Origin of the sequence: Sphingobacterium sp. UBA2610 (assembly GCF_002339225.1) — a bacterium.
GTDB classification, from domain to species: domain Bacteria; phylum Bacteroidota; class Bacteroidia; order Sphingobacteriales; family Sphingobacteriaceae; genus Sphingobacterium; species Sphingobacterium multivorum.
In genome coordinates this window covers 39,505-54,216 of the sequence record NZ_DDKA01000011.1, presented here as the reverse complement: position 1 = coordinate 54,216, position 14,712 = coordinate 39,505, and the positions used below count along the sequence as shown (strand labels likewise).

General features: G+C 39.6%; 8 protein-coding genes. 6 read left to right on the top strand and 2 right to left on the bottom strand.

The genetic code is table 11. The features are described 5' to 3' along the window. Nucleotides 1–282 precede the first annotated feature (282 nt). The 4 genes from B4Z47_RS07700 to B4Z47_RS07685 all read left to right on the top strand — a co-directional run bounded on the left by B4Z47_RS07700 (nt 283) and on the right by B4Z47_RS07685 (nt 7,183). Nucleotides 283–1,539, top strand: a complete 1,257-nt coding sequence (locus B4Z47_RS07700; RefSeq protein WP_236560275.1) for a deoxyribodipyrimidine photo-lyase — start codon at nt 283–285, stop codon at nt 1,537–1,539. A gap of 181 nt (nt 1,540–1,720) precedes the next feature. Further along, entirely contained in the window at nt 1,721–4,462 is a 2,742-nt protein-coding gene (locus B4Z47_RS07695) for a 2-oxoglutarate dehydrogenase E1 component (RefSeq protein WP_115046707.1), read from the top strand. A 63-nt stretch (nt 4,463–4,525) separates the two neighbouring features. Then, nucleotides 4,526–5,767, top strand: a complete 1,242-nt coding sequence (gene odhB / locus B4Z47_RS07690; protein ID WP_115046705.1) for a 2-oxoglutarate dehydrogenase complex dihydrolipoyllysine-residue succinyltransferase — start codon at nt 4,526–4,528, stop codon at nt 5,765–5,767. 345 nt (nt 5,768–6,112) lie between these two features. Beyond that, nucleotides 6,113–7,183 carry a hypothetical protein gene (locus B4Z47_RS07685; RefSeq protein WP_147281989.1) on the top strand — a complete coding sequence of 357 codons (1,071 nt, stop codon included), beginning with the start codon at nt 6,113–6,115 and terminating at the stop codon, nt 7,181–7,183. An 11-nt stretch (nt 7,184–7,194) separates the two neighbouring features. Here the strand turns inward: B4Z47_RS07685 and B4Z47_RS07680 are convergent, their stop codons facing one another. Then, a complete protein-coding gene (locus B4Z47_RS07680; RefSeq protein WP_115046702.1) occupies nt 7,195–9,120 on the bottom strand; it encodes an LTA synthase family protein in 1,926 nt (641 codons plus the stop codon). Nucleotides 9,121–9,124: 4 nt separating this feature from the next. Further along, a complete protein-coding gene (locus tag B4Z47_RS07675) occupies nt 9,125–11,005 on the bottom strand; it encodes an LTA synthase family protein (protein WP_070562944.1) in 1,881 nt (626 codons plus the stop codon). A 287-nt stretch (nt 11,006–11,292) separates the two neighbouring features. On the opposite strand from B4Z47_RS07675, the gene B4Z47_RS07670 reads away from it, so the two are divergent. Together B4Z47_RS07670 and B4Z47_RS07665 are read left to right on the top strand one after the other, a co-directional pair. Next, a complete protein-coding gene (locus B4Z47_RS07670; protein ID WP_115046700.1) occupies nt 11,293–13,929 on the top strand; it encodes a valine--tRNA ligase in 2,637 nt (878 codons plus the stop codon). Between the two features lie 436 nt (nt 13,930–14,365). Continuing rightward, a complete protein-coding gene (locus B4Z47_RS07665; RefSeq protein WP_236560276.1) occupies nt 14,366–14,707 on the top strand; it encodes a DUF4342 domain-containing protein in 342 nt (113 codons plus the stop codon). Nucleotides 14,708–14,712: the final 5 nt, after the last annotated feature.

The following is a 14,712-nucleotide window of genomic DNA, read 5'->3' as shown; positions in this document are numbered from 1 at the left end:
GTATATTACTCGGATTGTTTCAAGAGTAACGGAAATAACTTACAAATATCATAATTCCCTGATTTTAGAACAGAGAAACCTCAAATAAGTTTAACACTATTTTTATTTTTTCCTAACCAAAATAGCGTAAACCATCCAAACAAGTACCGCCATTGTCCTTTTTTTGTCAATTCGCGCATAAATACTTTCAAGAACACAATATCCTTATATATTTGTAAATCTTCTGAAAATAGGCTGCACTAAAAAGTATTTATCTTCACCTCTATGGACAAAAGGGCTACAATGATCTGGTTTCGAAATGATTTAAGACTTCATGACAATGAAGTATTTTATCAAGCTTCTGAAAAAAGTTCATTCATCATCCCGGTATACTGTTTTGACCCCCGATATTTCGACCGCAATCAATTTGGCACTTTAAACACAGGTGTTCTGCGAGCGGCCTTTGTCATTGAAGCCGTGACCGCTTTAAAAGAAAAATTAAAGAGTCATGGTAGCGACTTGTTGACTTATATTGGCAAACCTGAAGATATTATCCCAAGAATAGCACAAAAATACCAAGTCAACGAAGTTTATCATCACCGCGAGGTGGCACTTCGGGAAACTTCTATTTCGGAAAAAGTAGAAAGTGAGCTTTGGAGCAGCAAAATAAATTTGCGCCATTTCATCGGTCACACCCTCTACCATAAGGAAGATCTTCCTTTCCCTATTAAAGACATACCCAATGGTTTTTCCATTTTCAAGAAAAAAGTAGAGCGGGAAAGTCTGGTGAGGCAACCCATCCCATTTCCGACCAATTTCCTTACGCCGCCCCATCTTGAGGACACCAAAATTCCTTCATTAAAAGATTTGGGCTATTCAGAAGAGGAGATCAAATCTGTTGATGACATCTATATTCTCGGTGGCGAAGACACTGCGCTTAGTATTATGCATGCGCTATTGTCAACCTTTCCGGAGACAGAACAGGACCCTTTGATTCTAGGGCCTTTTATAGCGTCAGGGGCCTTGTCGCCTATTTTACTCTATAACAATATCAAAAAACTTGGTGAAGGTAAGAAAGACAAACGATTTGAAAAGATTGTCGACATTCTGCTCTGGCGCGATTATTTTAGGTTTATGCTTAAAAAATATCCGAATATATTCTTTAAGCCACAAGGCACTAAAAACAGCTCCCCTCAGGATCATCCGGCCTTAGACGGGAATGAAGAATTATTTGAAAAATGGAAATCGGGCCACACGGAACATGATTTTATAAACAGTGTGATGATCCAGTTACAGAAGACCGGCTATATCCCTTATCAAGCACGCTTAATCGCAGCCAGCTATTTAGTTCATGAGTACCAGGTCAACTGGCTTCGTGGCGCTTCCTGGTACGAGGAGCACCTATTAGACTATTCTCCGGCAACTGTTTACGGACAGTGGTCTCATATTGCCGGAGTTGGGACAAGCGAAAAAGACAATAAAGCGCTGGACTGGCAAAAATTGATCAAAACTCATTTCCCAAATGGACTTCCAAAATTGGACGAAATACTTGTTAAATAAATCTTCGGCAGAAATAAATAATTCCAATAGAAAATAAATTTGTAGGACGCTGGAAGCCCTTTTTAAATCATGCTAAAAATGTTAAGAATTGGATAGGTTTATTGATTAAATTATTCAATTTCAGTATTAGAAACTCTTTTTTTATTCATAACTTTGACAAATTTCATAGTTTTAATTGTAAATGGACAATCTGACATATTTGAGTAATGCTGATTCGGCTTATGTCGATGGCTTATATCAATCGTACAAGCAAGATCCCCAATCGGTAGATTTCGGATGGCAAAAATTCTTTGAAGGTTTTGATTTCGGTCAAAATGCTGGCGGAACAACAAGTTCAGTAGGCGAGGCTACTCCCGAGCACGTATTGAAAGAAATCAATGTGCTGAACATGATCAATGGCTACCGCGACCGTGGCCACCTATTCACACACACTAACCCTGTTCGTGAAAGACGTAAATACTATCCTGGAAAGGAATTGGAAACGTTTGGTCTTGCAGAAGCAGACATGAACACCGTTTTTAATGCTGGTGTTGAAGTCGGTTTAGGTCCAGCAACATTGAAAGACATCCGTCAATTGGTGGAGGATACTTACTGCCGTTCTATTGGTGCAGAATTCAAATATATCCGTAATCCAGAAAAAATTAAATGGTTACAGGACCGCATGGAAGCGGATCGCAACATGCCAAAATTTTCGTTGGATACCAAAAAGAGAATTTTAAACAAATTAAACCACGCCGTTGTATTCGAAAACTTTTTAGGCACTAAGTTTTTAGGTCAAAAACGTTTCTCGTTGGAAGGTGCAGAAAGTTTAATACCAGCATTAGATTCGGTCATTGAAAAAGGTGCAGAAATCGGTATCCAGGAATTCGTTATCGGTATGGCTCACCGTGGCCGTCTGAATGTCTTGACTAATATCATGGGTAAATCTTACAAATCAGTATTCTCTGAATTTGAAGGTAAGACCTACGCTGATGATCCTGAAGTAAACTTTGGTGGTGACGTAAAATACCACTTGGGCTTTTCTTCTGAGGTTAAAACAAACGATGGCAAATCTGTCCATTTAAGTTTGGCACCGAACCCTTCGCATTTAGAAACTGTAGATCCAATCGTTGAAGGCATGGTTCGTTCTAAGATTGACTTCAAATACGAAGGTGACTCGTCTAAAATTGCACCGATCATTATTCATGGTGACGCAGCAATTGCTGGACAAGGTGTGGTATACGAAGTAACCCAAATGTCGAAATTAGATGGTTACAAAACTGGTGGTACGGTACATATTGTGATCAACAACCAGATCGGTTTTACAACGAACTATAAGGATGCGCGTTCTGGAACATATTGTACAGACGTCGCAAAAATCACTTCTTCACCCGTGTTCCATGTGAACGGTGATGACGCTGAAGCGGTAGTTTATGCGATTAATTTAGCTGTTGAATACCGTCAAAAATATAAAACAGACGTATTTATCGATCTATTATGTTATAGAAGATTTGGACACAACGAGGCAGATGAACCGAAATTCACGCAACCATTGTTGTATAAAATCATCGAAAAACATCCAAACCCAAAAGAAGTTTACGCTAAAAAATTAATTACTGAAGGAAGTATTGACGAGGCGTATTCAAAAAATATCGAAAAGGAATTTAAGGCTGAATTGCAAACTAAATTTGAGGAAGCTAAAACAGTTGAGGTATTGACTGAAGAAATTCCGATGTTTAAAGGAGCATGGGAAGGATTACGTCCCGCTAAAAAAGGTGAAGTATTAACAACCTCGGATAAAACGAAAGTTGCAAAGGATTTATTCTTAAAATTAGCGAAAGAAATCACGACCTTACCTTCGGATAAAAAATTCTTCCGTAAGATCACACGTTTATTTGAAGATCGTGCCAAAATGATCACTGCTGATTCATACGATTGGGCAATGGGCGAATTGATGGCTTACGCGACTTTATTGGATCAGGGTAACCGTGTACGTATCTCGGGTCAAGATGTACAACGTGGTACATTCTCGCACCGTCATGCGGTATTGACACTTGAAGATTCGGAAGAGAAATACGTTCCTTTAGCGAATATTAAAGGTGGTGATAAATTCTCTATCTACAATTCATTACTTTCCGAATATGCTGTTTTGGGATTTGAATATGGTTATGCATCTTCTAATCCAAATTCGTTGACAATCTGGGAAGCTCAATTTGGAGATTTCTACAACGGTGCTCAAATCATCGTCGATCAATATCTATCGAGTGCAGAGACAAAATGGAAACGTTCTAACGGTTTAGTGATGATGCTTCCTCATGGTATGGAAGGTCAAGGTCCTGAACACTCTTCAGCGCGTATTGAAAGATTCTTAGAGTTATGTGCAGATGAGAATATGATCTTAGCAAACTGTACTACTCCAGCTAACTATTTCCACCTGTTACGTCGTCAACTGGTACGTGAGTTCCGTAAACCATTGGTTGTATTTACGCCAAAATCATTGTTGCGCCACCCTAAAGTGGTATCACCGTTAAAAGATTTTACAGAAGCTGCTTTCCAAGAGGTAATTGATGATGCAAATGTTGCGGCGAAAGACGTTAAACGCGTGTTATTCTGTTCGGGTAAAGTTTACTACGACCTATTAGAGAAACAAGAGGCGGAAAAACGCAAAGATATCGCTATCGTGAGATTGGAGCAGTTATTCCCAATTCCTACAGAGCAATTGAAAGCAATCCGTAAAAAATACAACAAGGCAAAAGAATTTGTTTGGGTTCAGGAAGAAAATGAGAACATGGGCGCATGGTCTTATTACTGCCGTAAACTAATGGGTACTGAGATTGCATTTACAGGTTTTGTTGCCCGTAAAGAAAGTGGAAGTACGGCTACGGGTTACATGAAACAACACGTTGCACAGCAAGCAGAAATCTTAAATAAATCATTCGAATAAAAACAATTTAAAATCAATTGCGTCTTAGCTATAGGACGCAATTGTCAATAAAGAACATTATATATGAGCTTAGAAATTAAAGTACCAACCGTAGGTGAATCAATCACGGAGGTAACCTTATCACAATGGTTGAAACAAGATGGCGATTATGTGGAGATGGATGAAAACATCGCCGAACTGGAATCAGACAAAGCAACGTTTGAATTACCAGCTGAGAAAGCGGGTATCTTAAGAATCATTGCACAAGAAGGTGATACTTTAGAAATCGGTGCCGTTGTTTGTACAATTGAAGAAGGCGCTGCTCCTGCCGGTGGTTCAGCTCCAGCTGCTGCCCCTGCTGCAGAAGCGTCAAATGCAGCTCCAGTTGCGGCTGCCGCTGCAAAAGATGAAGATCCAGATAGCTATGCTGCTGGTACAGCTTCTCCTGCTGCTGCAAAAATCTTAAGAGAAAAAGGAATTGATCCTTCTACAATAAAAGGAACAGGTAAAGAAGGTCGCATCACAAAAGAAGATGCCGAAAAAGCTCAACCTGTCGCTAAAGCTGCTGCACCAGCAGCAAAACCTGCCGCTGCTCCTGCTGCGACAGTTGCTCCGGTAGCGGGTGCAAGAAACGAACGTCGTGAGAAATTATCTTCATTACGTAAAACAATCGCGAAACGCTTAGTTGCCGTTAAAAACGAAACGGCTATGTTGACAACATTCAATGAAGTCAATATGCAGCCGATCATGGATCTTCGTGCTAAATATAAAGATACCTTTAAAGAGAAATTTGGAATCGGTCTTGGCTTCATGTCATTCTTTACAAAAGCTGTAACAACTGCATTAGCTGAATGGCCTGCCGTAAATGCACGTATCGAAGATAACGAGATTGTATATTCTGATTTCGCAGATATTTCAATCGCGGTTTCTGCCCCTAAAGGTTTAGTTGTTCCGATTATCCGTAACGCTGATGCAATGTCATTGGAACAAATCGAGAAAGCAATCGCTGCACTTGCCGTTAAAGCACGTGACAACAAATTAACGATTGACGAGATGACCGGTGGTACATTTACAATTACCAACGGTGGTGTATTCGGATCAATGATGTCTACGCCAATCATCAATGCTCCACAATCCGCAATCTTGGGTATGCACAACATTATCCAACGTCCTATTGCTGAAAATGGTCAGGTGGTAATCCGTCCAATGATGTATATCGCACTTTCTTATGATCACCGCATCATCGATGGCCGTGAATCAGTAAGCTTCTTGGTTCGTGTAAAACAATTATTAGAAGATCCAGCTCGTTTATTGTTGGGTGTTTAAACCTCAATAAAATTGGAAATATAAAAGACCTATGCTTTGCGGCATGGGTCTTTTTTTTCTGAAAGAGTCTCCTATTATTGGCCAGAAATAACCTTCAGTTCGCTTCCATTGCTGTGGGTGCCTGCGAAATCATGAAGTTTTTTATTGACATCGGAATAGAAGCAATATACTTGACAAATATGAATCGGAGATAGACGAATATAAATCGCCTTTTTAATTTCTCCTTTTTAATTTTTACTTTCATCTTGTTAAAGATCAAGCATATCCTAATATACAACCGACACTGTCATTTAAAGGCCGGCATACGAATATGAAACTTGATGTTAAGCAAACAATATCAAGCAAATGAAGTATAAAATTCTACTAACAACTGTATATCTATTACTCGCTGTAATGACATTGTTTGCCAACATGGCAAATCCAATGAGCCCCCATAGCATAACAGGACAGCTTGTTCCTGCCGCAAAGCTGAAAGTTACCAATGAGCGTATTGACATTCATCTTTTGGCAGACACTGCTGATTATAATTCGGACTATCGCAGTCACTTCAGCATTGTCTATAACATCCATGCAGAAGAGGCTATCGAATTACCACTGGTATTTCTCGCTTTAAATATGGACGGATTGGATCGCATCCTTGTCAATCAGAACGAAATTGAAGGAAAAAAAATGGATCAGCCCGGTTCAAAATTTCCCTTTTTACGTTTAAAGGATGGCTATTATGAAATCAGCTACGACAGCGATGAATGGAAAAGTATTTCGCTGAATGATGCATTTCATTTTACCGCTAAGCTTCACAAAGGTGATAACAGCATTCAGGTTCAATACAGCGCTTATATGGGCTATGACCGACGGGATATTCGGACCAGATACCAAATTGACTACCTCCTATTCCCTTCCAGGTACTGGTCGTCTTTTGGCCCGATTGAACTGTATCTGCACCTCGACGGGAAGATGGATGTACTTACACAGGATCTGGGAACAGCCAAATTACAAACAGATTCCATTGTTCACTGGAGAATTGATCAGGTAGAAAAGAAAGAGAGTTTTCATATTGAAGTTGGCTTAAAAACCTCCATGTTAGCACAAGCAATTCTTTGGGTACATCCCGAGCTGCTCGCCCTGATCGGGTCAATATGCCTGCTCTGCCTGCATATCCGCTGTATTTATCTAAAATACAAAACTGGCCGATACCGCTATGCACTCCTACTTGGAAATCTAATCATTCCAAGCTCTTTCTACTTGTTCATCTGGTTTTGGTCCAGTCTGGCCAACTATCTTGTCAATGGAGTCTTTGACGAAAAGTCCCGCGGTTTTATCCTGTTGGTCATCTTCACCTTACCCCTGATCTACCTCGTCTATGATTTGATTTTGTTTATTATCGATAGAAGCATTCGCGCTAGATTAAGCAGGTAGAAAACCGGCTGTTATTTTTTATAGGTCAGCTTGTTTTCAATCATACGATTGTTATATTGCTGGATAAAAGCTTTCATCTTGGTCTCCATCGTATCCAATACCGTCGGATGTTGTTTTAACAGATCCTGTTTCATCAAGCGGTCCTTCTTAAGATCATAAAATGAAGTCACTTTCAGTCCATCATAAGACATCATATAATCTTTATAGTAGAGATTATAGCTTCCTGAGTTATTATTAAGCACAAAATTATCCTTACCCGGTTTGAAGGCATCTGAACCAAATGCGAAATAAGGCTCATCATAGTGCAGATAATTCAAAATAGTAGGCATAATATCTATTTGCTGTACCAGTTTATCCGCTTTGCCAACTAGATTATCACCGGGTGCATAAAATATAATAGGGATTTGGAAGCCCCCTGCTGCCGTTTGATATTCCGGCAGGTAGCTTACAGTAGCGTGGTCTGCACAGATAACAAATACGGTATTCTTGTACCAGGGCATTTTCGATGCTGTTGCAAAAAATTCACGCAGCGCATTATCGGTATATCCAATGGGTTCCTGTACGGGCAAAGGTCCTTTAGGAAATTTCCCCTGATACTTTTCAGGTACCTTAAATGGGTGATGCGAAGATAAAGAGAAGAAACTAGCGAAAAATGGCTGATGAAACGTGTTGATCTTGTTCGCTACAAATTGCAAAAACGGTTCATCCCAGATTCCCCATATACCATCAAAGTCAGCGTCATTGTTATATTCGTTTTTACCAAAATAATGCTGGATACCCGCCAGTTTCATATAAGCGGAGAAGCCCATGCTGCCATTGGGTGCTCCGTGGAAAAAAGCAGTCTCATATCCCTTTTTCCCTAAAAGCTTCGCTAAGCTTGTGGTTTCATTTCCAGAATATATCGAAAGCACAAAAGGCTCACCAATGGAAGGAATGCCGGTAATGACTGATGGTAAAGCATCAATTGATTTACGGCCATTGGCATAAGTATCTGTAAATGTGTAAGCATTGCGGATTAATGAATCCAAAAAAGGCGTATAACCTTTGTATTTTCCATCTTGGATATCTTTATTCAACTCACCAAAATGTTCTTTTGCAAAACTCTCTAAAATCAGAACGACGACATTTTTCTTCGCAAAGGGCTGGTCTGATTGCGGTACATGAATAGGATTGTATAACTGTTCAAGCTCTTGTTCGGAATAATAATGGACAGGTTTAAGATTAACAGCCTTCAATGTTTTCAATATACTAAATGGCGTATTCAGCACAATATTCATTTCTTCCGGTGTCTCCACATAATCACCCGCATTGCTCAATGTAATGGGACGGGTACTATGGGCCCAACCGCCACGCACACCACCTATGAAAAGAAAAGCAGTCAGTAAAAATAAAGGCAATTGGATCAAAAATGACTTCCAGCTATATTTCGTAGTCCTTTCAATCTGAATAAGCTTATACGATTTAATCAAACCATACACAACCAGTACCAACACTATAATGAGATACCAATAATCCAAACAGAAATCAAAAGCCAGCTTCAACAGGTTGGATTCATTGGAAAATTGGTCAATTACCGTTCCTGTCGTCCTTTTTAGGGTAAATGGATAGTAGGCAAAATCAATCAGATTTAACGCTATACCAATTGAATTGGTCACGACAAAGATCCATTTTGCAATTTTTTGATAGATTTTATTCGATTTAAACGGACCTGGAACAGTCAGCATCACAATATAAAGAATATTAAAATACAGCAGGGCTACAATGTCGAATCGTACACCACCCGCAAACATCACCAAGAGCTTACCTGCATCGACATGGGGAAATAAGGAAGCATTGACGCCATAAAACCCCAATCGCAATAACGCATAGATGACCAAAAGAAAGATAAAACGAATTGCGACAGCAAAATAAGGTGCAAATACTCCTCTTAATTTCATAGCTCTAATATTTTAAAAATTCACGATATACGTCTTGATAATACGCTTTACCGATATTCAATAAGCTGTCTGTTTTGCCAGCGGGATATTCCTTATGGGACCTATAATTAATAATCCGTCCTACATTATCAAAAGAAACAGCCTGTTGAGGTGTGATCACTCCAAAGGCATCTTTGGAATTATAGAACGCTATTTGAGGTGTCGTCGGATTAAAAAGATCCCGGCTCCAATGATAACGATCTGTAGGGAGTTTCAGTTGTGTCAATAAGGTAGTCGCCAAATCCGTTTGATTGCCGATTCTATTGAATATTTTCCCACGATATTCAGGTTTGATCACATCACCGAAAAAGATCAGCGGAATATGAAAGCGATTGGGGTGAAATAGCTCCCATTTTTCTGAAGGAAGGCGATGTCCATGATCAGCCACAATTACGAAAAGGGTATTTTTATACCAAGCTTCCTTTTTAGCTTTATTGATAAAATCAAAAACAGCTGAATCCGTATAGTTTGCCGTACTTCGGAATTTATCCGCATTGGTAGCATTGCCAAATTTATAGCCGTGTTTTAACTCAAATGGTTCGTGATTAATTAAGGTAAAGATCGTCGAAAAGAAAGGTTGTTTTTCTTTTTTAAAATCCTTGATCATCTGATTAAAGACCACATGGTCATATACACCCCATGAGGCACGTTCTGCATCCAATCCAAAATTGGCATTATCCACCACCCTAGACATCCCATGCGTCAGCATATACGATTTAAAATTGTAAAACTCGCTCTGACCACCATGATAAAATGATGTTTCATAGCCGGCATGATCGAACTCCTGTCCAATGGCAGGCATATTTTCATGTTTGTCGATATACTTGATAATACTCTCGGGTCCTTGTGCCGGAAAACCGCTCAACACCGCTACCATGCCCTTATCGGATCGATCAGCAGCAGAATAAATATGGTCAAACAAAATACCGCCTTTAATCAATTCTTCCATGTGTGGCGTAATTCCCTTTTCCCCGCCAAGAGACTGAATGAGATCGCCGACAAAACTTTCCAACAAAATAATAACGACATTCGGACGAGTCGTTGACAATACCTCAACGGCAGAATCAGGTTGGCTTTGAAAGGCGGGTCGTAGCTTGTCCTGAATATCCTTCTGATCCGCGTAATAATTATAGGGGTTTTTCAGTTTGGTACTTTCGGCAAAGAAATCCCGTAAAAAAGACCATTGGGTATTAACCGCTGCATGATTATAAAACGTTTCCTCGGAATAATAGGCTTTACTAGGGTTTAGTGTCGCTCTCCCATAACCACCGCGGATAAACGTGAAAAGTACAAAGACTCCGATTGCCAGTTTGAAAAAATTACCTACAGGAGATTTGATATTGAAAAAAGAGACTTTTTTAAACATCCAACGGTACAGAAAATAACCACAGAATATACCGATCAACATCCCAACGATGGGGAGAAACACCGGCGTGGATTCAGCCGAAGCGACGGCACCCGAAGGCGAAGCAAAAAATGCATCTATGGCACGTTTAGAAATCTTGTCGCCCCACTCCCGATAAATATTGACATTGATAAAACTTGTCACAAAGAACAATACCAGGACGATAATGGTATAAATATCGAGGATCAGTCTTTTGGGTTTCAGTTTTGGAAAGAAACTTAATAGGCAATACACCAGAAATGGTAATGCACAGATATAGGAGACTGCAGAAAAATCCAGATTCAGACCATGGTAATAAATCCTGAAAATTTCTGTGAAATTAGAAAAACCTATCTTCTCAAAAAAAGCAATAACAAAAATCAATCTATCTATAAAACAGATAATTAACCAGAACAGAAAATACTGTGTTAAAGCTCTAAGCTCATTAGCAAATCGTTGCATCCCTTCGTGTAAAAATAAAACAGGCAAATTTACATTAATTTACATGAAATACGGGCTAATTACTTAGTAATATGAAGAAAAGATTAAAAAAGTATAAATCTTACGTTATGCTTTACCTCACTGCAATAAACGCCTCTTCTGCTTAGGAGGATCCTCATTAAACGTATTGCTTAGCCATTATTCATAACTTCTTTTTGTTTGAGAACAAGATCAATGGATTACTAAGGAAAATAACATAGAATTCCTTACTTTTGTGTTCCTTAAAAGTTTGAATACAAAAATTTAAAATGAGCATAGCGAAAACTTACAATCCAAAAGAAGCTGAAGAAAAATGGTACAGCTATTGGAAAGCGAATGGATTTTTCCGTTCCACCCCGGACGAACGTGAACCTTACACGATTGTGATGCCCCCTCCGAATGTCACGGGAGTATTGCACATGGGGCATATGCTGAATAATACCATTCAAGACGTTTTGATTCGCCGGGCACGTATGCAGGGGAAAAACGCTTGTTGGGTACCGGGGACCGATCACGCCTCCATTGCCACTGAAGCTAAGGTCGTCGCTATGTTGAAAGAACAAGGAATTGATAAACGATCTTTATCTCGTGAAGATTTCTTAAAACATGCTTGGGAATGGAAGGAAAAATACGGTGGTATTATTCTAAAACAGCTCGAAAAACTTGGCGCTTCCTGTGACTGGGATCGTACACGTTTTACCATGGATCCAGAATTATACCAATCTGTTATCCGTGTATTCGTCGATCTATATCATAAAGGATTAATCTATCGTGGTTACCGCATGGTCAACTGGGATCCTGAAGCAAAAACAAATATCTCAGACGAAGAGGTTATTTATAAAGAGAAAAACGGCAAATTATACCACCTGAAATATCAGGTTGAGGGAACAGATCAATATATTGTTGTGGCGACTACCCGTCCTGAAACCATCTTTGGTGACACAGCCGTGTGTATCAATCCCAATGATGAGCGCTACACCTGGTTAAAAGGAAAGCAAGTCATTGTGCCGATCGTTGGTAGAAAAGTGAACATCATTGAAGATGAATATGTCGATTTGGAGTTTGGTACAGGATGCCTTAAAGTTACTCCAGCGCACGATGTGAATGACTACGCACTAGGTAAAAAGCACAACCTGGAATTTGTCGACATCTTTACCGACGAAGCAAAACTAAACGACAATGGCCTGCATTACGCCGGTATGGATCGTTTTAAAGTCCGCAAGGAAATCGAGAAAGAGCTGGAGGAAAAAGGATTATTGGAGCAAGTTGAAAACTATACCAATAATGTTGGAACTTCAGAGCGAACAGGTGCTGTTATTGAGCCTAAAATCTCTAATCAGTGGTTCCTTAAAATGGAAGACTTGGCAAAACCTGCATTGGATAACGTCATGGACGATACCATTAAATTTCATCCGACAAAATTCAAAAATATTTACCGCAATTGGATGGAGAATGTTACCGACTGGAATATCTCAAGACAATTGTGGTGGGGGCACCAAATACCGGCTTATTTCTATGGCGATGGAAACGAAGACTTTGTGGTTGCACAAACGGTTGAAGAAGCCCTTGTTTTAGCGCAGGAAAAATCAGGTAATACAACGCTTCAATTGACCGATCTACGTCAAGATGAGGATGTGCTTGATACCTGGTTTTCAGCTTGGCTATGGCCAATTTCGGTTTTCAATGGCATCAACGAACCGGAAAATGCAGAAATCAACTACTATTACCCTACGCAAGATTTAGTCACTGCCCCAGACATCATTTTCTTTTGGGTAGCACGTATGATCGTTTCAGGATATGAATTCCGCGGACAATTGCCTTTTGAAAATGTTTATTTCACGGGTATTGTACGCGACAAACTGGGCCGTAAAATGTCTAAATCACTGGGCAACTCTCCTGATCCGATTGATTTAATGAATGAATATGGTGCAGATGCTACGCGGATGGGCATGTTATTGACTGCTCCAGCAGGTAATGACCTTCCTTTTGATGTAGAACTTTGTGTACAGGGCCGTAATTTTGCCAATAAGATCTGGAATGCATTCCGCTTGGTTAAAGGCTGGGAAATTACAGCTACTCCAGCTTCGGATTCAGATAAGATTTCGGCATCTTGGTTTGAAGCAAGGTTAAATCAAGCCTTGGTCGATATCGAAGAAAACTTCAAACACTATCGTTTATCAGATGCATTGATGACAACCTACAAATTGGTATGGGATGACTTCTGTGCCTGGTACCTTGAATTAGTGAAACCGGCTTATGGCTCCCCTATTTCTAGCGAAACCTTAGCAACAGTAAAATCTTTTTTCCAACGTATACTCACTTTAGTACATCCTTTCATGCCTTTCCTAACAGAAGAATTGTGGCACGACGAACTGTTCGGTGTGAAAGACGAGAAAGATTGCATTATCGTCGCCGCTTATCCGACAGCAACTGATTTTGATGAGCAGCTTATCAAAGATTTCGCTGTCGCTCAGCAAATTATTTCGGAAGTTCGCAATATCCGCAATTCTAAAGGTATCTCCCCTAAAGTAGCATTGCCATTGGCTATCAATCAACAATCAGATATCAATTTAGCACAATATATTGACATCATTACCAAAATTGCAAACTTGGAAGGCGTAACTTTTGTTTCTGAGAAAGTAGCCGGAGCCGCAAGTTTCCTTGCTGGCAAAGACGAATGTTATGTTACTTTGGAGAACAATATTGATGCGGATGCTGAACGTGAACGTATTGCCAAAGAATTGGAATACCTAAAAGGTTTCCTTGTATCTGTAGACAAAAAGCTTTCCAATGAGCGGTTTGTGCAAAATGCTAAACCTGAAATTGTTGAAAACGAAAAAAGTAAAAAGGCAGATGCCGAAGCAAAGATTAAAATTCTTGAAGAAAGCTTAATAGCATTGGGCTAAGACCTATGCAATAGAGCTAATAAATTTTGTAAAAAGTCCCGTGCGCTGCGCGGGACTTTTTTTATATTTCAAGATAATCAAATTCGGAGATCCTTCGGTGCTTCTTCGGTGCTTGTTCGGTACTTCTTCGGAGCTTATTCGGTCGCAACCGAATAAGCTCCGTCCTATATCCGTATCATTTACGTTAAATAATCGTGTAAATGATGAAGTCGGTTCCTAGCTTTTACACACCGAAAATCCGGTTTCTGCAAAATGCTAAACAGGCGGTTCAAGAGAATTTCGGTTGGCCATTCACAGGTAATATATATGTTAAGGATGCACGATATAAACTTGTAAAGTAAAAATGCAACATGAAGTTCTCCCGTTTAAACAGTGCACTTTATAATTGCTCAGCAACAAACAATGCAATTAACTTTATACGGATTCCTGTAAAAAAATGAATAACTTTATAGGAGCGAACTTAAATTATAGCATTATGGGATTCAAAGAAACATTTCAGATTAACGGTGAAAACCTTTTACAGAAAATCAAGGAAATCATTGCCGAGGGCAATGTGAGCAAAATCAGCATTGCGGACAAACATGGTAAAGAAATCATGAGTTTTCCGGTGACTATCGGCGCAATAGGCTTGATCTTAGCACCTGTTTTTGCAGCAATTGGTGCTGTCGCAGCATTGCTTACAGAATGTACCATCACTGTAGAACGAAATACAAACAAGGAAGAAAAAAATGACGAGGATAACAGTACTGATCCGCCAACAACGATAACAGTAAAATAATGAAC

Bases quoted from the DNA above. Each gene is read 5' to 3' on its own strand.
- B4Z47_RS07700 (WP_236560275.1), top strand. From the start codon at position 283: ATGATCTGGTTTCGAAATGATTTAAGACTTCATGACAATGAAGTATTT.
- B4Z47_RS07695 (WP_115046707.1), top strand. From the start codon at position 1,721: ATGGACAATCTGACATATTTGAGTAATGCTGATTCGGCTTATGTCGAT.
- B4Z47_RS07685 (WP_147281989.1), top strand. From the start codon at position 6,113: ATGAAGTATAAAATTCTACTAACAACTGTATATCTATTACTCGCTGTA.
- B4Z47_RS07675 (WP_070562944.1), bottom strand. From the start codon at position 11,005: ATGCAACGATTTGCTAATGAGCTTAGAGCTTTAACACAGTATTTTCTG.
- B4Z47_RS07665 (WP_236560276.1), top strand. From the start codon at position 14,366: ATGAATAACTTTATAGGAGCGAACTTAAATTATAGCATTATGGGATTC.
- B4Z47_RS07680 (WP_115046702.1), bottom strand. From the start codon at position 9,120: ATGAAATTAAGAGGAGTATTTGCACCTTATTTTGCTGTCGCAATTCGT.
- B4Z47_RS07670 (WP_115046700.1), top strand. From the start codon at position 11,293: ATGAGCATAGCGAAAACTTACAATCCAAAAGAAGCTGAAGAAAAATGG.
- odhB (WP_115046705.1), top strand. From the start codon at position 4,526: ATGAGCTTAGAAATTAAAGTACCAACCGTAGGTGAATCAATCACGGAG.